The following is a 23,211-nucleotide window of genomic DNA, read 5'->3' as shown; positions in this document are numbered from 1 at the left end:
TAGGGATATTCTATATAATGGAAATCATCTATCAAAAAACAATGATGTACAGAAACGGAGGCTTACACTATGAATACCCATTCCATCCGTTACCCCCAGCCGCTTGCTTCAGGAGACACCATTGGCGTGGCCGCACCTTCAAGTGGTGTGGATGAGTCCCTGCATCATTATCTGATTGAGAGCAAACGCAATATGGAGCGACTTGGTTTTCACGTTCAGGAGAGTCGCTGGCTGCGGCAAAATATCAAGTGTGTAAGCTCATCCAAAGAAAACCGTGCAGAAGAGTTAAACACCTTTTTCCATGATCCAGCGATCAAGGCCATCATTCCACCGTGGGGCGGAGAATTTCTGATGGATATCCTGCCATTGCTGGATTGGGAAGCTCTGCGGTCATTACCGCCAAAATGGGTTCTGGGCTACTCGGATATCAGCACTTTTTTATTCGCCTATACCATGCTCACGGGAACGGCTACAGCACATGGTACCAACTATGTGGACCTCAGATCGAACAAGCTCGATCCGGTGACTGCCCGCTGGATTGATGTATTACAGACGGGTCAGGGAGGACAAATTACGCAATCTTCCTCCACTCATTATCAATCGGCCTGGATACGGGAGTCACCCGGTTTCAATCTGGACACCCCTTCTCGCTGGAAACTTCTCGGTCAACCTGATGATTCGAATGCCGCTGTTACGTTCTCGGGACGACTCCTGGGCGGCTGTATGGATACGATCACCTGCCTAATCGGTACTCCTTACGCGCCGGTTGCATCGTATCTGGACCAGTATTGCGCAGATGAAGGCACCATCTGGTATTTGGAGAGCTGCGAGATGAACGCTGGGGATATTTATCGCCATTTGTGGCAGATGAGACAGGCCGGCTGGTTTGCGGGCGTAAAGGGCTTTTTGTTCGGCAGACCAGCAGGTTATTCGGATACCGGAGATTTCAATTTCACCGATGCCTTGTCCTCTGCACTTGGGGATCTGAATGTGCCTGTACTTTACGATGTGGACCTCGGTCACATTCCCCCGCAGATTACTTTTGTGAATGGAGCACTGGGCCATGTCGATGTTCAGGATGGACGCGCGGCACTTGAGATGTCATTTGTGTAATCACCTTTTGTAGGCGGATGCATACCTTGAAGTAAGAACTTATTTCGAGGAAGGGTTGTGCACCATGTCTGAATCCACATCCACACCATCCGCACGCGTCGTCTACCAAGCCAATCAACCGATGCTCCAATCCGTGCAAAGTGTGCGGAATATGCTTCATCATACAGCCCGGCAGTATGTGGGCCAGAAAGTACAGGTCCAAAATATCGATGGTCAGGTATGGGAAGGCGTCATCATCAGTGCAGATCGAGGAATTCTGTATCTTCAGGTTACACCAATGCATGGATATCCGGAGCCGCGCGCACTGTTTGGACCAACCATCCTGCCACTCGTGCTGTATGAGCTGCTGGTTATTACCCTGTTAATGTAGTCCATACAATGTGTAATAACGCAACATTCAAAAGGCTTCGCTCCTGTAACCTTCGGGGATTAGGAACGAAGCCTTTTCGGTGCTGCTGCAAACGATTGAGCGGTTGTTTTAAATATGTGTTCATGACTTTTCCTCTCGTGCGGTATGTTTCCGTGTTAACGTGTGAAATATGATACAATGGTGTCGGCCCCAGGCCTTATCTCATAAGAAACGGAGCATGATCCCGCTTGGAATACAACCCTCTTGATCCCCTTCCCACGGTCCAGACCGAGAAGGAGATTCCGGAAAAGAATACGACTGAACAGTCCCGCGTGATAGCCATCTGCTTGTTGGCAGGCAAAATCATGCTGCAAAGCGGGGGTGAAACCTACCGTGTGGAAGATACGATGAAACGGATGGCTGCCGCCCTGGGACTCCCTCATTCACATAGCTATGTTGTACCGACAGGTATCTTTTTCTCGGTGGATGCTACCGAACCAGCCAAGCTGATTCGAATCTCCGAGCGTACCACAGATCTGGATAAGGTTTCCGAAGTGAACGCTGTCTCCCGCCGAATTGGCCAAGGGGAACTCTCCGTTCAGGAAGCCCATGATCTGCTGCTGCAGATTGAAGGTAAACCCTCTTCTTATTCTGCACGGGTCAAACTGCTTGCCGCAGCACTTTCGAGCGGTTGTTTTACCATCATGTTCGGCGGAGGCTGGGATGACTTCCTGCCTGCTGTGATCTGCGGAGGCATCGGTTATGCCGCAGTTATCGTTTTCCACCGGCTGGTGCTGGTCAAGTTTTTCGCAGAGCTGAGCGCTTCTTTTGTTATCGGCTTGCTCGCCTTCTTACTTGTTGCTATCGGAGCTGGACATGAACGCGACAAAATCATTATTGGATCGGTCATGCCACTCGTACCCGGACTCCTGATAACCAATGCTGTGCGTGATCTGATGGCTGGACATCTGGTGTCCGGGTTATCTAAGGGAGCTGAGGCGTTCCTGACGGCGTTTGCCATTGGTACAGGCATTGCGGTTGTATTTTCACTTTTTACGTAAGACGGAGGTATGCAGGTTATGCTTCATTTTATAGAACAAGCCCTGACCAGCTTTGTCGCTTCAGCTGCGTTTGGCATCATATTCAATGCACCACGCCGCATGCTGCTACATGGTGGCTTCGTCGGCATGATCGGCTGGATTATCTATGTTGTGCTGGAATATGCAGCAGATGCCGTTCCTGCAACACTTGCAGCTACCATCGCAGTTGGTGTGATCAGCCAAATGTTCTCCCGTCTGTTCCGGGCGCCGGTCATTATCTTCAGCGTCGCGGGTATCATTCCACTCGTCCCTGGTGGTCTCGCGTATAACGCCATGCGCAGCTTTGTACAGAATGACTATAGTGCGGCTATCGAGATGGCTGCCAAAGCACTAATGTTATCGGGAGCCATCGCTGTAGGGCTTGTCCTCTCTGAAGTTCTCAACCAGACGATACGCCGGCTGCCTGGCGCGCTAAGAGCCAAGTCATAATCGGTTCTGAAATTACATGTCGACTTATACAACAGACAGTCATAGAAAAGACCCGTTTCGTCAGGATTCAACCTGATCATAACGGGCCTTTTAACAATATTATTTTTGAATGATGGCTTGGTAAGAATGGATTACTTTATGAATGTGTTTTTCACCCGGACCGACTTCAGAAAATATGGAATGAAGATACAGCATGTTAGTATCGATCTTATGGTTAAATTCCGTGCGGGAGTTGTATCGAACGCGTTCAGCGCTCCTGGAATCTCAGTCTGACCAATCATGATCCATGTCCCGATGGCAGCCAGCACGTTAGCCAAGTACAGCACGATCATCATGCGCGGAAACTGCCTTTTTTTCATATACAACAGGGCCAAATTCACAATAACGATGATCAGAAGAATGACGTTACTTATCGCTCCGTACCATAATAACGGGTTCATGACACGATAGTACAGGTCCAGATCCGCTTCACTGAACATTCCCCGATCGGCCGGATTCATGATAACAGAAACCTGGGACAGATCCACAACAAGTAGCAGCAGCGAAGCAATTAAGCTAATCTGAATTAAAATAAGCCAACCGCCCAATCCGGATATTCCAGGCAGCTCCACTCTTGTCCCGGGTTCAGAAAATAATGATCTTGTGTCAACATCAATGTTACGTTCTTGATCTCCCATCTCATCCTCCCTCCAAATCGTTAAAACGTACATTATACCTCATGATCCATATTTTGTGTTGTAAATCAGGAAATATAAGACAACAGGTTGGATCCATTTCAACTCTACCGATCTGCACGGTTCATTACTGATGCAAACAAATCTGCTGCCGCACCACTCCCCGAACGCATGTAATGTTCTGCATCGGTGTAGTCAAATCCCATCCAGACAGCTGCAGTCCACTTGCTCGTGTACCCGACAAACCATAGATCCCGATTACCCTCCCTGCCGATCCCAGGTACGGCGGCCTGTGTCGTTCCCGTTTTCCCCGCCACCTTATACCGGCTCAGCTGAGCCCGGCTGCCGGTTCCCTGGCTAACCACATTTTGCAGCATCATGGTCATTGTATTAGCCGTAGTGGACGTGATCACCTGCTTGTTCTCGGGTCGATACGCGTAAATGATTCGTCCATTCGTGTCCCTAATCTCTCGAATTAGATGTGCTGTATTGAATCTGCCATCATTGGCAAACACGGAATAGGCCTGGGCCATTTTCAGCGGCGATACGCCTTTATGTACACCTCCCAGCGCAATGGAGAGGTTGAAATCTTCCTGATCCAGTTCAATCCCCAGTCGGCTAGCAAACTCATGTGCCTGCTTCAGCCCCGTCTGATTCAGAAGCCATACCGCTGGTGCATTAATGGATTTCTGGAGTGCAAATGACATCGTGACAGAACCTCTATACTGTCCTCCCAGATTGCTTGGTCGATAACTGCCATACGATGTGCGTTTGTCAGGCAGCATGCTCTCCGGTCTAAAATGACCCGATTCCAGAGCTGGACCATACGCAATAATCGGCTTAAATGCCGAACCAGGCTGCCTTGCGTCGGTGATTGCCCGGTTCATGCCACCCGTCACTGGATTTCGTCCACCCATCATTGCTTTCACTTCACCATTATGCTGATCAACTATAACCATACTCGCCTGTACCTGTTCATCTTCCCGATCATCGCTAAACCTTGAGGGGTCACGGAATGCTTCCTCCATGGCAAGCTGCGCCTGGCTGTCGAGTCCGGTGTGAATGGTCCATCCTGCGGATTGAATATCCGCTTCTCGTTTGCCCGTGAGACAAGCAGCTTCCTGCATCACTGTATCCACAGCAGATATATAATCCGGCATAGGTTGATCTACTGCAGCTGACACAGATGCTGCTTCAGGCGGCGTATAGTCCACTCGGCGCGCTTCCTCCATTTGTTCTCGGGTAATCAGCCCCTGTTCGTACATGAGAGTAAGGATGACGGAACGCCTGTGCTTGGATCGCTCATCATCATCCACCGGATTATAGATGGAAGGCCCCTTGGGAATACCCGCCAGCGTAGCGATCTGCCATAGCTCAAGCTGACGCAGGTTTTCATGGCCGAAGTAACGCCGCGCGGCGGCTTTCACTCCATACTGCTGGCGCCCCATATAAATATGATTCAGATACATCTCCAGCAGTTCATCCTTGTTAAATCTCTTCTCCAGTGAAATAGCTATCGACATTTCGTTCACTTTCCGCACCAGCGTTTTCTCTCCACTCAAGTACAGATTTCTGGCCAACTGCTGCGTAATGGAGCTGCCTCCCTGACTCCAATCCATGTGTGCGATATCCTGCACAACAGCCCGGCCTATACCGATATAATCGATCCCTTCATGCTGATAAAAGCGGCGGTCTTCCGTAACCAGAAATGCCTGTATTAACAGCTCCGGCATGTCTTCGAGATCCGTATATTCTGCAAACCCGCTCGACTGCGTACGGAATCTGGCAATTTCGGCTCCAGTCGAGTCAGTAATAACGGTCGAAGAGGCTTTGGCTATGGCCTCCGGATGATTACGCACCATAGCCTCACCGTATAGAGCCATATAGAGACAACCCATCAGTAACAAAACAACAACGACTACTGCTGCATCAAAAATAGGATATATGGCCTTCTTTAATTTACTTCTCAATATCCCTGCTCCTTGCCTTCCTGTTCTTCAGGGAAGGCATGTTTACTCGCATCCAGGTGAACGGACTCAAGTGCATGCTGTAACAGTAATGTCTGTTCATAGGCCATTCTTGCCCAATGCTCTATCTCAGCTTGGTCCCGGCAGTGTCCTTTCATGATTTCCTCCAGAGCAGATCGAACTCCATACAGCGTCAGTTTGATAGGCAAATCGGATTGCACCGAACCTCGCTGCACTTCATCTCTTTTCATCTTCTCATCAGCATGATTATCGAAACCCGGAGTATGTTCAGTCAGTGAAGCGAAACCTTCACGTCCATTCAACTGTCCCTTATGCATGCCAAGCGCGATCTCATTCAGGTTGGCTGCGATCTGCCGGAGCTCTCCTCGATTCAACACCTCAATCGGGGCGGGGATCTGCCCCGCCGCCATCTCCTGTGTTCCCATGGTAATCCGATTCATATCGTCTGAAATTTTCTGGGATCGAATCCAAAAGAACAGAGCAAATAAGGCTCCTCCGATGAATATCAAGAAGGGCCTTGTTCCGACATGGTTGATTCCCCAGTTGACCATACGAGTCACCACAGTTGTCTCAGAAAAGAGGTGATGATAAGCGAAACGTGTCATGCGATAAACGACAAACAGGAGCATGGCGCTAAGCAGCGCACTCGCTCCACAGATGTATATGTATCTTAATCTGACTGTACGTAATGAACCTCTCATATCCGGTCTCCTCCTCCATTTAAGTAGATCCTTGTGGATTGAGGTTAAGCTTACCGAATATTTCTTAATAAGGAAGTGGTTAACTTCTTATCATTTTCTTAATATATGCTGCTTCTGTTACCTTCACTGTTCCTCTGAATCATGATGAACAGAGGCAGGTGCCAGCGGGAAGCGGGTCACAAAATCCGTTCTGCCATTTTCACTGAATGCGGCGATACGGCCATGATGCAGCTCAATCATGGATTTGGCAATAGCGAGGCCAAGCCCCGTGCCTCCCGTCTCGCGCGAGCGGGATTTGTCGACCCGGTAGAACCTTTCAAATAAATGAGGCAGATCCTGAGCAGGGATAGATTCTCCATAATTACTGATACGGACCACTGCTTCTCCCTCATCAAGGGATAATGCAATTTCAACCACTTTCCCTTGTGCTCCATACCGGATTGCATTGCTGAACAAGTTCTCGTAGGCCCGGACAAGCTCTCCAGGAGCTGCCATAATCCACAGCGGCTCCTGACCGCCAGTGATCTTGTACGTCATGCCTGCCTCTTCCAGCATGGGAGCAAACTCTTCAGCCAGCTGCATCAGGAACGGATTCAGATTAAGCGGTGTCAGAGACAAGGGAAGGCTTCCACCGCTAACACGTGTATACTCGAATAAATCATCAATCAATTTCCTTAAGGTTAAGGATTTCTCATATGCAATGCTGACATAATAACGCATTTCAATCTCGTCCTGATACCGATCCTTCTCGATGTACTCCAGGAAACCAAGAATGGAGGTCAGCGGCGTTCGGAGATCATGAGAGATACCCGTGATCAGGTCATTTTTGGCAGTTACCGCACTTCGCTCTTCCTGCAGCGATTGCTGCAATTGCTCGGCCATTTGATTGATGCTGGTAGCAACCACGCCGAATTCATCCGATGTCTTCACCTCGATCCGGTGTGATAGCTCCCCTTTGGCTACCTCCTGAATACCGTCCGTAATTTCATCCAGAACCAGCATGACCCTGCGCGTGAACAGGAAAAAGAACAGCACAAAAGCTAGCACGCCGATCATAATCATCAGCGGAACAGAACCAATATGGTTAATCAGCCACCGGATTCCTCTGGCCGGAATGGAGTAATTGGGATAGACCTGGGCTGCCAGAATGGATTGCACAACCTTGCTGCCGCCATACAGAATAGCTGCCGTTAAAATTCCGCTCAGCAGAAAGGCATAGATAAACTTCCACCGGACCGTATTAATTAATTTTGAATTCATCTACAAGACTCCCTGCTCATGTGCTTCAACTGCCATGCAACGTTGCGATATAATCGAGCATTCGTGTTAAGGTTTAATCATTTTGTAGCCGACGCCCCACACGGTTTGAATAAACTTCGGATGTTTACTGTCGACTTCAATTTTCTCGCGAATCTTCCGGATATGTACCATCACCGTATTATTTGATTCCATAAATTCTTCTTTCCATACCTGTCTGTAAATTTGCTCCATGCTTAATACAGAGCCTTGATGGCGTGCGAGCAGCTCCAGGACGGCGAATTCCCGCGGAGTCAGACGAACAGGCTGCTCGTCTACCCAGACCTCATGTGTATCGGTATTGATGACCAAATCATCGATGACCCATTCATGCTCCTTGTGTTCCCGTCCTTCATTGAACGTATAGTACCTGCGAAGCTGGGATTTGGCCCGGGCAACAAGTTCGAGGGGATTAAACGGCTTGGTCACATAATCGTCTGCACCAATGCTTAGTCCCGTTATCTTGTCGATATCCATACTCTTGGCAGACAGCATGATGATGGGCATCTTCTGCTCTTCCCTGATCTTCATGCACGCTTCGAGTCCGTCCATATTCGGCATCATGACATCCAGAATAATCAGATCGATCTGTTCTTTCTTCAGTTTTTCCAGTGCTTCCAGTCCGTCACTTGCCGTCAAAACCCTGTAACCTTCATTGCCAAAATAAATCTCCATCAATTTAATAATTTCCTGCTCGTCATCCACAAGCAGAATGGTAGCTGGCTGTGCCACGGCATTATTCCTTTCGATTCCATGAATCATTGATTCTTCAAATTATACCACTGGGGAACGAATCTGCGAAAATCATCATGATCTTCCCGGACACGCTCAATCTTGTCCATCATGTCATTTGTCTCTTCCGGTTTCACCTGCTGGATCCATACGACAGAAGATACAAGCGCCATTGCTGTGTATAGTGAATACAATCTCCAGAACTGCTCGTCAGGCTCATTCCCGCCCAAGTAACCCTGGATCTGTCCAATGGAATAGGGAATGCTCGTCTCGGATGCAAACAAGCCCAGCTTCAGAAATTCATGAACCGGATCACCCTGGTCAAAACAGTTAAAATCGATAACACCTGCGAGCCTATCGTCCTTGATTACAAGGTTGCCCGGATGAAAGTCATCATGCTGGAACCCATCGGGCCGATGTTTCATCCAGTCCAGATTCTCCTCGATAAATGCCAGAACATGCTGATCATGTTCCATTTTGACAGAACATTGTCTATACTTCTCCGCATAACGCTTATGCTTCTTGCTCTTACGTATGTACCACGATTCTGCTTGATCCTCTAGCTTGAATTGGTGAATTTTCCGCAGCTCAGCACCTGCTTGCACACCTATAGCCCACTGGCTCTGTTGGTTCATCTGTGGGAGCATCTTCGATGCGTCTTCACCCTCTATGTAGCTAAGCAGCATATAGCCATTTTCTTCATCAAGTCGCCCCATGCTAACCGGAAACGGACAGCGAACCCCCAACTCCTGCATGCCCGCCATGCATTGATATTCATTTCTTTTCAAGGGTTCTTGAGACAAGTCAAATGTGCGCAGCAAAAAATCCCCTCGACCCGGGATTTTAACCTTGAACTTCAGATCAGAAGAATAACCTTCCATTATTGGCTGAAGCTCCATCGCCTGTTGCAGCTTAAGAATATTTCGGAGCTTTTCTTTTAACGCATCATACATCATTTTCTGTCCCATTCCTCCTCCTAAGTTATTGAAGCGTATGATCAGCTTGTTGCTCCAATGTGCGTTGCCTGCAATCAATTGCACGATTCTATGTATGGAGTAGATAGACACGATTCGGGAAATACCAAAATGTACTATGTAGTTCACTATGCAAACAATACTACGCCAGGCTCGATCCCCTCCAGAGTCAGCATCGTGTACAACTGCCCTCTGTGATGATATATATGCCCCATCATTTCGAGCAGCCATTCCAAACGGCTGTATGAAGCCCCCCAATAAGAGTCTGTTACCTTCAACAGTTCCTCTGTGTTAAACTGCCTGTACCGCTGATACAGATACATCCGATTCTCCGTCAGGGACTGCTTGATCTCACTCAGCGTACGGGGATGATTCATCTCGTAGAACATCGTCATCTCTTCTTCCGTTGCACCTTCGGATATGTACACATCTGCACGGCAGATCAACGACAGATGAGACAGCAGTTCACCAACTGAGCGCTTCCCCTCAATCGGAGTTAAAGCCAAGTCCTCTTCGGACAGCTGATCACAGATGTCAATCAACGATGTGACTGCCACATCAATATGTTTGAATACGGATTCTATCATCCGAATCACTTCCTTTTTATCCCATTATACAGAACATATGATCCCGTTTCAACCCAGACCATACCCCCTATATAAATAAACAGGTTGTGCACCAAAACCAACATTCACTGAACAAAAAAATGAACAAAAAAATCCCTTTTCCATCATATGGACGGAAACAGGGACATTTTTGTTGCTTCTATACATTTAATCCGGATCTTAGCTTGAATATAACGAACAATACGTTTGGTCGAATCTTCCGGCAAACAGATCCGATTTACGAATGAAAAATTGCAGTTCTCCGCAATCCCACCACTGGAAACCAATGCCGTCATGGGTATCTATCTTAAGAAGCAGTAACGTATCCTCCAGTTCCTGCCGTGTGCGTTCCGGATCTCCGCCATAATGGGCGGTCAGCTTGTTCTCGCATTTCTCTTCGTCATACTCGTATTCTTCACCAAGTACGATCTGTAACAGGGCTTGATGCTCTGCATCCGGGTGCTGGCCGTCAGGGTAACCGAACATTCCGCCCCAATTCTGGGTACTCGGATGATTCCAGTCCGATTCGAATTCAAGATACCGCTCATACAACCCCCCTTCCGGGTCTGCCACTTCATTCTCGCCCGTCTGCTGTACGGATAGTGCATTCAGCGCCTGGGCATCAACATAAGCATATGTAGGAAACTCCAAATTAGGCAGTACCGTAACGGCATGTGCAGCAAATTCGGTCTCCAGCGCGGTAACGCCTTCAGGCTCACGCCTAATCAAGTTATGCGAATCCGGCTCATAGATCACATGATGTTCAATATTGTAGGCGGGCTCATCGACTCCAATAAAAAAGTAGAGCATTCCCCGTTCAGGCAAGCTCACGCGTCCATCATTCGGGGTATATGGAAGCAAGTCCACAAGATTCAGCTGGGCAAGAAAAGTCATCGGCACACCATCCTGTGTCAGCGGCCACTGGATATGTTCAGGGAGGTCCGGATTGCCGCCCACACGTGAATTGCCCGTTCGGCGATATTCATCGAGTGTCGATACATCCAGCCGGATTCCCCAGCGACTTGAAGATACCAATAGATCAGCGGCAGTGCCCAATCCGTACTCCTCCAGCGTTTTGCGAGCTTTTCTAGTCAGACGTTCACATTGTTCGGGTTTAATCATTCAGATCCTCTCCTTCAGCCAATACATCTATGGTGAGACATATTCACGTTCACACCTGTATATTCTTCCGGCACGAGTTCTTTCCCTGCTTAAAGTTAAAAAAAGAGACCCGCAGAACGATCTGCAGGTCTCCTTACATATATAACCTTATTAACGAATCTGCTCGGAAGAATCACGCTGTAAAGCCCGAATGTGCTCTTCTCCGTCGAGAAACTCATGAGCCTGATGCGCAGCCATCACGCCATGGTAGCTAATATCCAGTCCCAGATCTTCCTCTTCTTCCGTGGAACGAACAGGTACCATTTTGCCAATGAGCTTCAGACCGAACCAGGTCATGACAAAGCCCCAAATGACAAGCGCCGCGAGTCCCAGTGCCTGGACACCGAGCAGCTTCCAGCCACCGCCCATGAATAACCCGCCGTCTGTCGCGAACAGCCCTACAGCAATCGTACCCCACATCCCGGATGCCGCATGGACAGGAAAAGCACCAACCGGATCATCAATCCGGCGACGTTCAAGCCAATTGGTTGCTGCCATCATGAGCAGGCCGGATACTGCACCAATAAAGATCGCTGCTGCATCACCTACAAATGCACAGCCTGCCGTAATCCCCACCAGACCGGCAAGAGATCCATTAATGACCGACGGAGCATCTGAACGTTTGAAGCGGAACAGCGTGTATAACATCGTAACCGCTCCACCCGAGGCAGCTGATAGCATGGTGACAATCGCTATATGACCGATTCTTGCATCCGTGGCGCTCAGCGTGCTCCCTGCGTTGAAGCCGAACCAGCCAAACCACAGCAGAAATGCGCCTACGGAAGCAAGCGGAAGATTGCTGGGAAGAGCAATGGCACTCACGCCATGAGGCGTGTATTTGCCTTTGCGCGGACCAATAATGATCGCTGCAGCCAAGGCCGAGAATCCGCCCAGGGCATGAATGACAGCCGATCCGGCAAAATCCTGCATGCCCAGCTCGCTGAGCCAACCACCGCCCCATGCCCAGTGACCGCCAACCGGGTATATTATAGCCGTCATCAAAATGATATACAGGAGATAGGCCCGGAAGTTGATCCGTTCTGCTACCGCACCTGATACGATGGAAATAACAGCGATGGTGAATGCGGCCTGGAACAGCCAGAACGTTTCAAGCGATACAGGCACGTCGATATGAGACAGATCGCCATTCAGGAAGAATCCCGTAACTCCAACAAAACCTCCGGCATCAGAACCGTACATCAATCCGAATCCAACAGCATAAAACAGTAATGTGCCTATCGTAATGTCGGCAAAAACCTTCATAATAATGTTCACACTATTTTTATAACGGACAAACCCGGCCTCCAGGAGGGCAAATCCACCCTCCATCAATAAAATCATGGCCGCACTCAGTACTACCCAGACCGTATCGATCCCGGAGCTTAACGTCTCCAAAGTCATGCTTGTACATCCTCCGTTTCACTAAGCTGTCTGATCTCGCGGATCATATCGGGTGGAAGCTCAATCTCGCCTTTCTCCTTGATGTGAGGGTGCTCGATTTGCTCCATAATCCGATCCAGTTCACGAATATGACGGCGGATCTGTTCCATCTTGCGAAAGCGCTCCTTCACCTGCACCATATATTCCACGGCCTGATGATGGGACGCAGGACGGCCTGCGAACCACTTTCGTACGGTCGACATGGATTGATAGGCGACTTCCTCCGCACGCTTCTTTTGTTCAAATTGTTCAATTTTATGTTTGAGGGTTCCAATCTCATTTTCTTTTTTGACCTTCAACTGCTCGATAAGGTACAATAAATCGGACGATGATATTTGCAATGCTGTATGGTGATACACCTCGTCGATCACTAACATATCATGTCAGGACTCCTTACATATCAAGTTACTTGTTACCGATTATAGTTTGCCGTGGTCTGCTCGTCAATCTTTTTTTGGAGTCCGTTTATTTGGATGAGAAGTCGTTTTTCGCAGACGGCTTTATTTTTGTTTATATCACTACACATAACAACATCAATTCGGCACCATTCGCATTTCCCGCTTCGATCCTCTATGCTATAGATCAAGCATCCGCATTTCAGTACTGGACCCACACAAATTGACATCTAGAACCCATGTATAAGGAGAGGATTGCAACATGTTAACTCGCAATGACGATATTCGGCACCAAATCTGGCTGACCGTCTCAGAGCTGGACGAAGAACAATTGAACCGGAAACCTGCACCGGAGCAATGGAGTGTTATGCAGGTACTACGTCACTTGAACCTAATGGAGCGCATCATCGTGAAGCAAGCTGAGCTTGCTCTGCAGAAGGAACAAAATATGACTGTGGATAAAAAACCTTACGAACTTTCACTGGACCGCAGCCGTTCCGTTGATGCTCCCCCCCATTTGCAGCCACCCGTAGAGCCGGAATCCCTTGCTGACGTTCGCCGAGATCTGGAACAATCCCATCAGGCATTGACTGATTTCGCCCAAAACAATGACTCCTCCCTGCTGCGCAGCAAGTCTTTCCCTCATCCTGTATTTGGAGAGATGGACCTTGCCCAGTGGGTTGATTTTGCAAGCTATCATGAAGAACGCCATCTCGGGCAGATCAAGGATATCAAGCAGCAGCTCGGATTTTAAGAGCTCTCCGTATCTGCAATAAATACGTAAAAAAACCTCCAAAGCACATCATCGTGCTTTGGAGGTTTTTTGGGTTCAAAGTAGTCATTATGAATTAAATTCATGGCTCATGGCCTGACAGCAGATCATTCACATTATTTTTTTGCCCAAAATCGCCAAATCCCGGTTCACACCGTCCAGTACTGCCACTTCCGGATAGTAGCCCCATTGCTCAAAGCCATGCTTGCGCAGCAAACCAAGACTTGGTTCATTATGTCCAAATACAAAGCCCAGAATCGTTGTAATTCCCAGCGCAGGACAAGCAGCAAAAATCGTATTTAACAAACGTCCACCAGCCCCGATACCCCGGCATCGCTCGTCAACGTACACACTCACTTCCACTGTACCGTTGTATGCCGGCCGTCCGTAAAATGAACTCAGACTGGCCCAGGCCACAACTTGTCCTTCAAGTCTCATCACCCAGAGTGGACGACGGTCCGGTGAATGCTCCTCAAACCAAGGCACGCGCTGCTCAACCGTAACAGGCTCCAGGTCTGCTGTCACCATTCGGCTCTCAATTGTGGAATTATAAATCTCCACAATTCTCGGCAAATCCTCAAGACGCGCATATTCAATCTGCACACGTTCCAGCTTCATCTCTATTCCCCCATCATTCCATATCGAACTCTAGTATGACGAATATTATAACGGAGAAGACAAGCAGACGTCATCCCCCAAACATTCCTATGAAAAGGCGAGGGAATACCATACCATGAACGGTTTACTCCATTGCTTTTAGTTGATGGCTTTACTCTCTACAGGTGAAGAAAGTCTAATCAAGGTCGATGGCTGTCCAAATGACATTGAAGCATCTATAAAGCTCTCTAGAGATTGAACTGAATCCGTCAAAACCTTGATTAAATAGTTGTACGATCCAGCCAGCCGATGACATTCGATCACACCTGTATGATCTTTGCAAAACGCTGTGAACTGTTCACACTTTGTATTGTTATAGAGGATAAATGCTGTGATAGGTTTGTCTATTTTATCCGGATTAATGATTGCTTTATAGCCAGCGATAATCCCTTTCTCTTCAAGCTTCTTAACTCTCTCGTTCACTGCAGGGGTGGATAACCCTACTTTTTTCCCTAATTCCGTAAAGGAACACCGGGCATTTTCCTGCAAGTGTAATAGTATGTCTCGATCAATCTCATCCATGGTTATAACTCCTCATTAAGAATTTTAAGTGAAACGCTATTTTTTCAATTAAAAAGAAAGTCATTCTATAAAATTACAATCAGTTCATTATGTAAGGGGAGCAACGTATTTATTAAAATTAGATCATTAGAACGTTTCAATAAAATAAAAAACAGGAGGTCTTTACCTTGTCTTTAGAAATGAGAAATACCTGTGAAACATGCGAAAGCAGGCTCCATACGGATTCTTTAGCTTATATTTGTACGCATGAATGTACTTTTTGCCATGAGTGTACTGTGGAAATGAATTATGTGTGCCCTAATTGTAAAGGAGAACTTGTACAAAGGCCAAGAAGTAAATCTTCAATGAGTTGTCCCCTTTCACCTGTTAAATGAACAAAAGCAGTCGATCATGGATCGGCTGCCTTTTTAAAATTTCTTGTTGAGCTTCCTTATTCCCTACCCTCAATATCATTCATGAATTTCAAGACAGCTTCGCTCATCTCCTTGGAGTGGGTCCAATGAAGGTAATGATGGCCTTGCAAAGAGATGATTGTACTCGCAGGATGATCCGTAAGTTGGGTTTGTAAAAAAGTAAATAAAGATTTACGATCCCCCCTCACCCTGTCATCTTCTCTGCTAAAAAACAACACAGGCATATCTGATGGAAATGACATATGATCTGTTTTTTTCACATTATTACCCAATTCATTGGTCTCTTGAACGACATTTTTGTTGTAACCTTTCCATGCTGTAATGGCTTTGGTCATTGCTAGATTCTTGTCCGAATAAGTACCCTCACTCGCAAGGGGAAGATAATTACGAGCATCCAGGGAGATGGCGAGCCTGGCTAATCCAGCGGGTGCCACATATCTCATATAACCTGGCATGGATGGAGGAGTTTCATTGAAGTATTCTAGAGCTGCTGGCAGTGTTGCGTCTATGCCTACAACCGCCTTAACCTCTTCAGGATATTCATGAGCATAGTACATGCTATAAATTCCGGAAACAGAATGCGGCATTAATACATATGGCCCTGGGATATTCAGTTGCTGCAGTGCACTTCTCAGTTCCCCAACGATGTGTTCCACCGTTCTTTTCTCATCGGTCATATCACTCCAGCCATATCCGAATGGCTCTATCACGACAACTTTGTTATGGGTGGACATTTCATTAATTAAAGGCTCAAAATCCAGCACAGGCGAAGCTGTTCCCAGGCCGTTTAATAACACAATGGTGTTTGGTCCGTTCCCTTTCGTGTAGACATGCATCCGTCCATCCTCTACTTGGATATACTTTCCTAATGCCGGGTATTTATCTCTTTCTACCAGCTTCATGATGTGATGTAAGCAAATCCAGATGAGTACAACGGACAATATGAACACAAGCATTCTCTTGAAGATGGTTAGAATCTTACTTTTCTTATTGACACTCACTTCATACTTGTCTCCCCTCCATATTTTTTTCGTCATCAAAAATGCCTTTTTCTTTCCTCCATTTGTTATTGATGATCACCTTGGAAACGATCATAACCCTCCAGGTTAAAGGTGAAGTGCGGACCCAGTTTAAGTTAAGTTTAAATTTTGGTTTTTTTCATTTCTTGATAAGTGGATGGTCAGTGGTGTATTGCAATTCGGGTGCTGTTGCTTGCTTACAGGAAATGTTCGTGCACTTCCATTTGTTAAAAGAAGCCAACCCGTCATAATGACGGGTTGGCTTCGCTTCTTGAACGGCTCTTTTCGTAAAATTGGTTGCTTTGAATTTTAACAACGAGCAATTTACTTTTTATGGTATTATATACATCAAAACATCCTAAAAGGAGTGTGTAATATTGGATAGTGAGAATACAATCAATATTTCTCCATTAAATGATGACCTAATAAAGGATATCAATAAGACCAATGATTCTTTTAAGATATATGGTAGAGTTGTCCCCAGTTTACAATCAGGAAGATGGTCTTATACTGAAGAACTTTATGATGAAACGAGAGAAACACGTTTTCCAGATGACCAACTTGATTGGAGCCATTATATAAACCGAGAGGATAAAACGTTGTTTTTAGCTTATATGAATAATACTTGCGTAGGACAAATCAGAATCATTAAGGATTGGAATCGTTTCTGTTATATTGAAAATATCGCTACTAAAAAAGATTATAGAGGCAGCGGCGTCGGGAAGTTGCTCTTATATAAAGCAGAAGAATGGGCCAAACAAAGAAAACTTATCGGAATGTCCTTGGAAGCTCAAGATGATAATCTAGATGCATGCCGGTTTTATGTGAAACAAGGATTCATACTAGGTGGAGCTGACTCACTGAAGCAGTCGTATACTCCTAATATTGAAACCACTTTATACTGGTATAAGTTGTTCAAGTAACAGGGAATTAGCGAAATAAAGGATACAGTTATTCCAACATAGGAAGGGCTGTTTTTTATAGCTTACAACTCGCCTATTTTCACGAAATTCACTTCTGGAAAGCTGCTATTCGGTCCTTTCATTAAGGTTCCATTTTGATGTTTTAGATATAAATCGAAGAAATCCAGCATGTAGGCATTGATAGCGAAGTTAGCTCTTTGGGGCGCAATCTTTCCTGTAATGCCTAGCAGGTTGAAAATCGGAGAAATGAACTGTACATCGGTAAAATTCAAGTGTTCCGTATTTTCGATATAAAGGATTTGCCCCCCTTCATCGGCCGCTAGTCGCATCCGGTCAAGCTCTAACTTTTTGTCTTCCGTTACTTGATCCTCCCACTCTCTTGTTGAACCCATACGTTTAAGTTCTTCATCCGTGTAGACTCGGTTTTCCATCACCATTTTTAATTTTTCGAAATAGCTTTCCGAGTTGATAAACAAAAAAGGCTTTTGCAGACCCTCTCTGTCACTCAAACGATAAAGCCCTCCATCAAGATCTATTCCGACCGCGATTCGCGGATCGTATGAAGCGTCATAAGCCGTCGCTCCGCCGATGGAATGACCGAACACTCCGATATGACCCAGATCCAACCTTCCCTTTAGATTACTAGGAATCTGTCCCGATTGGATAAGCTCGAACTGGTCCAGCGTAAAGATTACATCTTTAGTTAACACTTCCCCCAACTTGTCGCGAATGCGTCTACTCTCCCTATAATCCTGATCCGGCGAAAATAAGTCGTTGGTTGTGTCGGTTGTAATTCGACCGTCTGGAAACTCGGTTGCAAATGTATTGTAGGTGTGGTCAATCACTGCAACGATATATCCGTGACTCGCGAGATGTTCAGCTTGCGTCGTGTGGAGGAACCTCGAAGAGCCAAAACCGGGACTTGCAATGATCAATGGGTATGCTTTCTGTTTCGAAGAGACTTTGGCCTCCAAATTAGCATGATTGGATACATACTGAAGGTGCTGAAACGTAAACCCGGGAAGGCCATAATTCCCAGCCATATAACGTAAAATCTCCGTATCAGGAATAAAGGAAGCGTAATGGCCAGTGCCAGCCTGAGCCGGATACCATACCTGAACCATCAATTCCCTTTTACCTTTCGTGGTTTTCCCAAACGTCTCCTCGCGGCTTGAATCAATAAAATGGAAAGCTTGCGTACCAACTTTCAACTCACCGGTTGGCATGGGAAGGTTGAAGACGGGAAACACGTAGAGGAGGCACCCTGTTGCCATTAGCCCTATCCCGATAAAAAGCCTACCGAGTACCCTTCGCATTCGAGAGACATTCCGAACGACTTTCGGCTTGATGAAAATGCCAATAAGCGAAGTGATAAACATCAGGATTATGAATCCGTATAGAAATAAAAGCTGAATTCTGTATCCTTCGACAAGCCAATGTACCACTAAAAAAATGAAGCTTGCTCCGCTTGTTACGAGCAAGGATGATTTTCGAATACGTGGATTATTGACGAACAGGAGCACCAACAAGCAAACACTTAAAAAGAAAAGCAGCATTTCTAAAAGCCTCACGCCAACTCCCCCTAGAAAATAATTCTATATGTGGATTAGTCTAAAGGAGAAGCTATGTGACTACCATTGATTTAAATGACAATTGCCTTACACGCTTGTAAGAATCTTCAACACACATTTCCCAGCTAACGATTCCAGTCAATTTAAAATGCCCGGTTCAACACCCGGGCAACATACACTTTTGTATGAGCCTTTCCTGTTTATCCGGATGAACAGGATTTGTGTCATGAGCTCCTGACATGGTAAGAACTTCCTCTTGATTTACATTGAATTAGACACCAGAGACTGTCAGAAGGCCACGTAAAAGTAAAATAAATATGTATTCAACCTTTCAAGCTTGTGGTTTGCTCAACTACTTATGATGTTGATTGAACAAACGTTTCTCGTTAGCGTAATAAAGCTGCCGATCTGCCGGCATCTTCAAACTTGTTTCTACGATAGAAATAAAGCTCTTCGTTAGTTCTATCGTTCCTTTTTCTTTACTGGTATCCAGATCTCACCTTGTGTATGCAATATTTGTTTGTCATTTTGTCAGTAGATGTTCACTCATCCGAACTATTGTTGAAGCGGAAACAAAAAATCAATATAATTATTATATCGTGTATCATAGGGCAGGAGGAACAGTCGGCCATGAACAAACAGGAACTAGTTGTGATGGAATTTAGGGACTTATTTAACAAAATGGTGTGGCTTAATAAAAGTAAGATGGAAGACAGACTTAAGGGCCATAAGCCTTCAGAAGTTCATTGTATTGAATACATTGAAAAAAATGTAGATCCGAATGTTACAAAACTTGCGGAATCCCTATATATGACCAAAGGTGCCATAAGTAAACTAACGAAGAAGCTTATGGAGAAAGGTCTCATTGAATGCTACCAGAAGTCTGAAAATAAAAAGGAAATTTATTTTAGGCTCACTGAGCAAGGGAAGGAAATTTATAATATCCATGAGGATCTGCATCAAGAGTTTCAGGAGCGGGATAAAGACATCTTTGAACAGGTAACCGAGGAACAGTTTGAAAGTATGCGTAGCTTCATGAAAAAGTATAGTCAGCATCTGGATGCAGAAATAAAAAAACTGGGTATAGAAATTAATTAAGCTGGAGAGTTTTGAATTATGGAAAGTGAAACTACAGGCAGCCGAGCTCTATTGAGAGCTGGCTGCTTTTTTATGGATAACATTTTGTTGACAAGGAAACTAAAATGAAATAACATTTTGTTGACCAGGAAACAAAAACTTCTGAAGAGGAGAATTACAATGTCAGAAAATAAAATAAAGAAAATAGGCTTGCCCAAAGAAGTCCTTATGGCCGCCTGGGCCATTGCACTTGGAGCTATTGCTCCCATGCTTGACTCCACGATGGTGAATATCGCCATTGACAAACTGACGAAGGACTTTAGCACAACATTGGATATCATTCAATGGGCTATAACTGGTTATGTTTTAGCTCTTGCGATAGCGGTTCCCGTATCCGGCTGGCTTATGAACAAATTCAACGGCAAGAAAATTTTCGTTGGGGCCGTCATCGCTTTTGGTGTAATTTCTGTTTTAGTAGGAGTTAGCTGGGACATCTCCAGCTTCATCCTTTTCCGTCTGCTTCAAGGTTTTAGCGCCGGAGTAATTACCACGCTAATGTTCACGCTTTTAGTCAAAACAGCGGGGCAAGAAAATTTGGGCAGAGTAATGGCAATCGTCAGTACCCCAATGATCTTTGGTCCCATCTTAGGACCTGTTATTGGGGGGTTCATTGTTCAAGGGGCATCCTGGCGCTGGATTTTCTTTATAAACGTGTTCATCGTTTTGATTGCTGCGCCGCTGATGATGAAAAAGGTACCCCATTTTGAACCGTTCAACAAAGATAGTAGACTCGATCTATTTGGGATTATCAATTTGTCACTAATGAGTGCGGCATTGATTTATGGAATTACAAAAGCCGCGGATCATGCTTCATTTAACAATAGCGAAACTGTTATTTGGGTTGGCCTTGGTCTTGTCTTAGCCTTCATCTACTTCGTATATAATCTAGTAAGAAAAAATCAAACCGTGCTCCCATTGAATTTATTTGCACATAAGAGCTTCACAGCCTCCAGCATCGGGTTATTCCTGACAAATGCCGCTATCATGGGACCTATGTTAATTCTCCCTTTATACTTTCAGAACTTCCGTCATTTCACAGCGACCGAAGCAGCGCTTGCGTTAATTCCTCAAGGGGCTGGGATGCTTGTGACCAGACCTCTGATAGGAAAAATGATTGACAAGATCGGTGCAAAATATGTGGTTATGGTCAGCTTAGTCCTTTCACTTATTGGGTCTGTTCCGCTTATCTTTATCACCGATAAAACAAGTATGTTTTGGATCTCCATTATATTGTTTATCCGTGGTGCCAGTGTTGGAGGAATCAGCCTTCCTTTGACAAGTGATGCCTATACAGGACTTGACACTAAACAACTCCCTGAAGCAGGTGTTGGGATTAATATTATAGAGAACTTGGGCTCAAGCTTTGGTTCAGCTGTTATCGCAACCGTTTTCGCAGCTACCCTACAAGGATTGCAGCCAACCATAGCAAATCATTTAAAGGGTTATCATTCCGGGTTTTTATTATCCGCTATTGCTCTAGGGGTAATTTTTATTCCAAGTCTCTTCCTTACAAATAAAAAGAATGCCTAACAAAGAACCCGCGCTTAAACATTTTAGCGCAGGTTCTTTTGAGATCTATCTTCAAGCTGAAGCATGTCGTATTCGCGACATTGGTGAGCGTTCAGGCAGAAACACGTGAACCGGATAAAGATGCTTCGGATTGCTCTCATGAGACTAAGACTAAATGAATGTCTATTTGGGGGCAGATTTACGGATTCATTGAACTAAACTAACCGTTAGTTGAACAAAAGCAGCCAATCTCATGGATCAGCTGCTTCTTGATTGAATTGAACTAATGTTTCCTTTTAGTTTAATGAATTAGTGCGAAGATTGATTAGGTTATGTCTAGTCGGTGATTAGAAACGAGGGGTAATACAATTGAGCTAAATTACAAAGCTGTTAATCTAGGAATGCTACATGGTACGATTGATGCGGGGAGTTGTATAAGAAGCCAATTACCAGAAAGGAATTTATTGAGTGCCTTCCTTCATCAATCATCTGTAAGCTCCTGCTCCTTCAAATTTTCCATTCACAAAATCCATCCTGTTTATCTTTTCCTGATTGCCAGCGACATCGGTACTGAAATACTCCACGGTTTTGACATCAGGAGCATAAATCTTTATCGGTTCGGTAAACGTAATCCATGGCCCACCGTTGATTCTGTACTGTATTATTTTCAAGCCCGATCCATTAACTTCGTCCTCTGCTCTCAACCTAAAATTAAATCCATTAATGTATTGTTTCCCGTTGGACATCTCTGTCAAAGGGACTAGAGAATATTTGGTTACAGGTGGGGTCTTGTCCAGATTACTCTTGAGAATAAAACCAAATGTATTTTCATGTCCTTTAATTAGAGTAACCTTTATTGTTTGCTTGAGATAACCATCCGCTTCAACAGAGATTGTGCTTGATCCGGGAGACAGTCGATTCATGGAGTACTTTCCTTGATTGTCTGTTTTTGTGCGTAGATTAGAAATAGATACGGTGGCCCCTGCCACTGGCCTCCCCTGTTCATTTTGCACCATGCCACTCACGTCAACTGCATCTTGCAGTACGATGTTCAGTTTCATTGTCCTCCCAATACCTGGATATGCATCTGTTGTGTAAAGCACATACCCTTTTGCATCAACCTGTATCGTAATTTCATTGAAAGCATAGTTATTTATCCCTGTAATTGCATAGTTGCCCTCCTTATCTGTCTTTACAGATTGGCTGACTGTTGTTGCTTTAATGACAGCACCTACAACAGGTTTTCCTGATTGATCATTAACTTTGCCTACAATAGTCGAAGGCTCATAGAGGATAAAATTCACTTCCGATGTTTCTCCCGGCATCCAATAAAAATTAGCAATATTATTCCCGGTTTCCAAGTACCCCTTGGCAACTGGTCTCATCATGATGTATATGCTTTCACTTATCTTTGTTTCAAAACTGTACTCTCCCTTGGAATTTGTTTTAACTGTTTTGGTTGTTATTTCGCTACCTTCGAAGGTGTACATCTTAATACTTACATTTACATCTTTCACCGGAAAACTATCTATATCGGTAACTTTTCCATAAATTTTCGTAGTTTGAGCAAGACGATTAACTTGCCCCTCCGCAGAAGCATCTTTGGATGCAGCATATGTCGTTCCAGTAAGCAGCACACCTAGCATTCCGGAAACGAATAAAAAAACACTCAAACGAATCATCCATTTCCAAGGATTACTCATCACCAATCGTTCACCCCATCAAAATATA

Annotated in this window: 24 protein-coding genes; 9 read left to right on the top strand and 15 right to left on the bottom strand. The window is 45.4% G+C overall.

All coding sequences use genetic code 11. The annotated features are described in order from the left end of the window. Window positions 1-69: 69 nt before the first annotated feature. From MHB82_RS07315 to MHB82_RS07300, 4 genes are all read left to right on the top strand, one after another. On the top strand, window positions 70-1,113 hold the full coding sequence (locus MHB82_RS07315; protein ID WP_341174276.1) for a S66 family peptidase: 1,044 nt from the start codon (window positions 70-72) through the stop codon (window positions 1,111-1,113). Window positions 1,114-1,177: 64 nt separating this feature from the next. Continuing rightward, window positions 1,178-1,483 (top strand): hypothetical protein, encoded by a 306-nt coding sequence (locus tag MHB82_RS07310; RefSeq protein ID WP_095289295.1) that lies wholly within the window; start codon window positions 1,178-1,180, stop codon window positions 1,481-1,483. A gap of 278 nt (window positions 1,484-1,761) precedes the next feature. After that, a complete protein-coding gene (locus MHB82_RS07305) occupies window positions 1,762-2,523 on the top strand; it encodes a threonine/serine exporter family protein (RefSeq protein WP_153980604.1) in 762 nt (253 codons plus the stop codon). Window positions 2,524-2,541: 18 nt separating this feature from the next. After that, window positions 2,542-2,991, top strand: coding sequence for a threonine/serine exporter family protein (locus MHB82_RS07300; protein WP_095360501.1), 450 nt, complete (start codon window positions 2,542-2,544; stop codon window positions 2,989-2,991). Window positions 2,992-3,122: 131 nt separating this feature from the next. On the opposite strand, the gene MHB82_RS07295 is transcribed toward MHB82_RS07300, so the two are convergent. The 10 genes from MHB82_RS07295 to MHB82_RS07250 all read right to left on the bottom strand — a co-directional run bounded on the left by MHB82_RS07295 (window position 3,123) and on the right by MHB82_RS07250 (window position 12,939). Further along, complete coding sequence (locus MHB82_RS07295; protein ID WP_341174275.1) at window positions 3,123-3,668, bottom strand: DUF2569 domain-containing protein; 546 nt, start codon at window positions 3,666-3,668, stop codon at window positions 3,123-3,125. Window positions 3,669-3,772: 104 nt separating this feature from the next. Further along, a complete protein-coding gene (locus tag MHB82_RS07290; RefSeq protein ID WP_255247989.1) occupies window positions 3,773-5,635 on the bottom strand; it encodes a transglycosylase domain-containing protein in 1,863 nt (620 codons plus the stop codon). Then, window positions 5,632-6,354: a HAMP domain-containing protein gene (locus MHB82_RS07285; protein WP_095360504.1), complete on the bottom strand. Its 723-nt coding sequence runs from the start codon at window positions 6,352-6,354 to the stop codon at window positions 5,632-5,634. Before MHB82_RS07285 ends, MHB82_RS07290 begins: the two co-directional genes overlap by 4 nt. A 123-nt stretch (window positions 6,355-6,477) precedes the next feature. Continuing rightward, window positions 6,478-7,614, bottom strand: a complete 1,137-nt coding sequence (locus tag MHB82_RS07280) for a sensor histidine kinase (RefSeq protein WP_341174274.1) — start codon at window positions 7,612-7,614, stop codon at window positions 6,478-6,480. Between the two features lie 66 nt (window positions 7,615-7,680). After that, a complete protein-coding gene (locus tag MHB82_RS07275; protein WP_176476115.1) occupies window positions 7,681-8,412 on the bottom strand; it encodes a response regulator transcription factor in 732 nt (243 codons plus the stop codon). Then, window positions 8,409-9,350: an aminoglycoside phosphotransferase family protein gene (locus MHB82_RS07270; protein ID WP_341174273.1), complete on the bottom strand. Its 942-nt coding sequence runs from the start codon at window positions 9,348-9,350 to the stop codon at window positions 8,409-8,411. Before MHB82_RS07270 ends, MHB82_RS07275 begins: the two co-directional genes overlap by 4 nt. 134 nt (window positions 9,351-9,484) lie before the next feature. Beyond that, complete coding sequence (locus MHB82_RS07265) at window positions 9,485-9,943, bottom strand: DinB family protein (RefSeq protein WP_341174272.1); 459 nt, start codon at window positions 9,941-9,943, stop codon at window positions 9,485-9,487. Between the two features lie 198 nt (window positions 9,944-10,141). After that, window positions 10,142-11,083, bottom strand: a complete 942-nt coding sequence (locus tag MHB82_RS07260; RefSeq protein WP_341174271.1) for a YwqG family protein — start codon at window positions 11,081-11,083, stop codon at window positions 10,142-10,144. A 150-nt stretch (window positions 11,084-11,233) separates the two neighbouring features. Continuing rightward, window positions 11,234-12,523 (bottom strand): ammonium transporter, encoded by a 1,290-nt coding sequence (locus MHB82_RS07255; RefSeq protein ID WP_127539633.1) that lies wholly within the window; start codon window positions 12,521-12,523, stop codon window positions 11,234-11,236. Beyond that, window positions 12,520-12,939 (bottom strand): hypothetical protein, encoded by a 420-nt coding sequence (locus MHB82_RS07250; RefSeq protein ID WP_095289285.1) that lies wholly within the window; start codon window positions 12,937-12,939, stop codon window positions 12,520-12,522. Before MHB82_RS07250 ends, MHB82_RS07255 begins: the two co-directional genes overlap by 4 nt. 280 nt (window positions 12,940-13,219) lie before the next feature. Here MHB82_RS07250 and MHB82_RS07245 point away from each other — a divergent pair, with 280 nt between their 5' ends. Then, complete coding sequence (locus MHB82_RS07245; RefSeq protein ID WP_095360510.1) at window positions 13,220-13,711, top strand: DinB family protein; 492 nt, start codon at window positions 13,220-13,222, stop codon at window positions 13,709-13,711. Between the two features lie 129 nt (window positions 13,712-13,840). On the opposite strand, the gene MHB82_RS07240 is transcribed toward MHB82_RS07245, so the two are convergent. Together MHB82_RS07240 and MHB82_RS07235 are read right to left on the bottom strand one after the other, a co-directional pair. Continuing rightward, window positions 13,841-14,347 (bottom strand): GNAT family N-acetyltransferase, encoded by a 507-nt coding sequence (locus MHB82_RS07240; RefSeq protein WP_095360511.1) that lies wholly within the window; start codon window positions 14,345-14,347, stop codon window positions 13,841-13,843. Between the two features lie 138 nt (window positions 14,348-14,485). Beyond that, entirely contained in the window at window positions 14,486-14,908 is a 423-nt protein-coding gene (locus MHB82_RS07235) for an Lrp/AsnC family transcriptional regulator (protein ID WP_095360512.1), read from the bottom strand. A 167-nt stretch (window positions 14,909-15,075) separates the two neighbouring features. Between MHB82_RS07235 and MHB82_RS07230 the strand changes: the two genes are divergently transcribed. Continuing rightward, on the top strand, window positions 15,076-15,282 hold the full coding sequence (locus MHB82_RS07230; protein ID WP_095360513.1) for a DUF1272 domain-containing protein: 207 nt from the start codon (window positions 15,076-15,078) through the stop codon (window positions 15,280-15,282). Window positions 15,283-15,338: 56 nt separating this feature from the next. Here MHB82_RS07230 and MHB82_RS07225 read toward each other — a convergent pair whose 3' ends face one another. After that, window positions 15,339-16,223, bottom strand: coding sequence for an alpha/beta fold hydrolase (locus MHB82_RS07225; RefSeq protein ID WP_341174270.1), 885 nt, complete (start codon window positions 16,221-16,223; stop codon window positions 15,339-15,341). A gap of 494 nt (window positions 16,224-16,717) precedes the next feature. Between MHB82_RS07225 and MHB82_RS07220 the strand changes: the two genes are divergently transcribed. After that, the gene (locus tag MHB82_RS07220) at window positions 16,718-17,263 is read left to right on the top strand and encodes a GNAT family N-acetyltransferase (RefSeq protein WP_341174269.1); all 546 of its coding nucleotides are present in this window, start codon (window positions 16,718-16,720) and stop codon (window positions 17,261-17,263) included. 62 nt (window positions 17,264-17,325) lie between these two features. Here the strand turns inward: MHB82_RS07220 and MHB82_RS07215 are convergent, their stop codons facing one another. After that, the gene (locus MHB82_RS07215) at window positions 17,326-18,834 is read right to left on the bottom strand and encodes an alpha/beta hydrolase family protein (RefSeq protein WP_341174268.1); all 1,509 of its coding nucleotides are present in this window, start codon (window positions 18,832-18,834) and stop codon (window positions 17,326-17,328) included. Between the two features lie 630 nt (window positions 18,835-19,464). Between MHB82_RS07215 and MHB82_RS07210 the strand changes: the two genes are divergently transcribed. Together MHB82_RS07210 and MHB82_RS07205 are read left to right on the top strand one after the other, a co-directional pair. Then, window positions 19,465-19,932 carry a MarR family transcriptional regulator gene (locus MHB82_RS07210; RefSeq protein WP_341174267.1) on the top strand — a complete coding sequence of 156 codons (468 nt, stop codon included), beginning with the start codon at window positions 19,465-19,467 and terminating at the stop codon, window positions 19,930-19,932. 159 nt (window positions 19,933-20,091) lie between these two features. Continuing rightward, window positions 20,092-21,501 (top strand): MDR family MFS transporter, encoded by a 1,410-nt coding sequence (locus tag MHB82_RS07205; protein WP_341174266.1) that lies wholly within the window; start codon window positions 20,092-20,094, stop codon window positions 21,499-21,501. 464 nt (window positions 21,502-21,965) lie between these two features. On the opposite strand, the gene MHB82_RS07200 is transcribed toward MHB82_RS07205, so the two are convergent. Beyond that, window positions 21,966-23,183 (bottom strand): carboxypeptidase-like regulatory domain-containing protein, encoded by a 1,218-nt coding sequence (locus MHB82_RS07200; protein ID WP_095360517.1) that lies wholly within the window; start codon window positions 23,181-23,183, stop codon window positions 21,966-21,968. Window positions 23,184-23,211: the final 28 nt, after the last annotated feature.

This window comes from Paenibacillus sp. FSL K6-2862 (assembly GCF_038005125.1).
Taxonomy (GTDB): domain Bacteria; phylum Bacillota; class Bacilli; order Paenibacillales; family Paenibacillaceae; genus Paenibacillus; species Paenibacillus illinoisensis_A.
The sequence above is the reverse complement of the archived record's forward strand: the minus strand, read 5'-3'. Positions and strand labels throughout refer to the sequence as shown.

Excerpts from the sequence above, each read along its gene's own strand:
- MHB82_RS07260 (WP_341174271.1), bottom strand. The coding sequence starts at position 11,083 with ATGATTAAACCCGAACAATGTGAACGTCTGACTAGAAAAGCTCGCAAA.
- MHB82_RS07250 (WP_095289285.1), bottom strand. The coding sequence starts at position 12,939 with ATGTTAGTGATCGACGAGGTGTATCACCATACAGCATTGCAAATATCA.
- MHB82_RS07265 (WP_341174272.1), bottom strand. The coding sequence starts at position 9,943 with ATGATAGAATCCGTATTCAAACATATTGATGTGGCAGTCACATCGTTG.
- MHB82_RS07285 (WP_095360504.1), bottom strand. The coding sequence starts at position 6,354 with ATGAGAGGTTCATTACGTACAGTCAGATTAAGATACATATACATCTGT.
- MHB82_RS07200 (WP_095360517.1), bottom strand. The coding sequence starts at position 23,183 with ATGAGTAATCCTTGGAAATGGATGATTCGTTTGAGTGTTTTTTTATTC.
- MHB82_RS07315 (WP_341174276.1), top strand. The coding sequence starts at position 70 with ATGAATACCCATTCCATCCGTTACCCCCAGCCGCTTGCTTCAGGAGAC.
- MHB82_RS07205 (WP_341174266.1), top strand. The coding sequence starts at position 20,092 with ATGTCAGAAAATAAAATAAAGAAAATAGGCTTGCCCAAAGAAGTCCTT.
- MHB82_RS07255 (WP_127539633.1), bottom strand. The coding sequence starts at position 12,523 with ATGACTTTGGAGACGTTAAGCTCCGGGATCGATACGGTCTGGGTAGTA.
- MHB82_RS07270 (WP_341174273.1), bottom strand. The coding sequence starts at position 9,350 with ATGGGACAGAAAATGATGTATGATGCGTTAAAAGAAAAGCTCCGAAAT.
- MHB82_RS07295 (WP_341174275.1), bottom strand. The coding sequence starts at position 3,668 with ATGGGAGATCAAGAACGTAACATTGATGTTGACACAAGATCATTATTT.
- MHB82_RS07280 (WP_341174274.1), bottom strand. The coding sequence starts at position 7,614 with ATGAATTCAAAATTAATTAATACGGTCCGGTGGAAGTTTATCTATGCC.
- MHB82_RS07225 (WP_341174270.1), bottom strand. The coding sequence starts at position 16,223 with ATGAAGCTGGTAGAAAGAGATAAATACCCGGCATTAGGAAAGTATATC.
- MHB82_RS07245 (WP_095360510.1), top strand. The coding sequence starts at position 13,220 with ATGTTAACTCGCAATGACGATATTCGGCACCAAATCTGGCTGACCGTC.
- MHB82_RS07300 (WP_095360501.1), top strand. The coding sequence starts at position 2,542 with ATGCTTCATTTTATAGAACAAGCCCTGACCAGCTTTGTCGCTTCAGCT.
- MHB82_RS07310 (WP_095289295.1), top strand. The coding sequence starts at position 1,178 with ATGTCTGAATCCACATCCACACCATCCGCACGCGTCGTCTACCAAGCC.
- MHB82_RS07275 (WP_176476115.1), bottom strand. The coding sequence starts at position 8,412 with ATGATTCATGGAATCGAAAGGAATAATGCCGTGGCACAGCCAGCTACC.
- MHB82_RS07235 (WP_095360512.1), bottom strand. The coding sequence starts at position 14,908 with ATGGATGAGATTGATCGAGACATACTATTACACTTGCAGGAAAATGCC.
- MHB82_RS07240 (WP_095360511.1), bottom strand. The coding sequence starts at position 14,347 with ATGAAGCTGGAACGTGTGCAGATTGAATATGCGCGTCTTGAGGATTTG.
- MHB82_RS07210 (WP_341174267.1), top strand. The coding sequence starts at position 19,465 with ATGAACAAACAGGAACTAGTTGTGATGGAATTTAGGGACTTATTTAAC.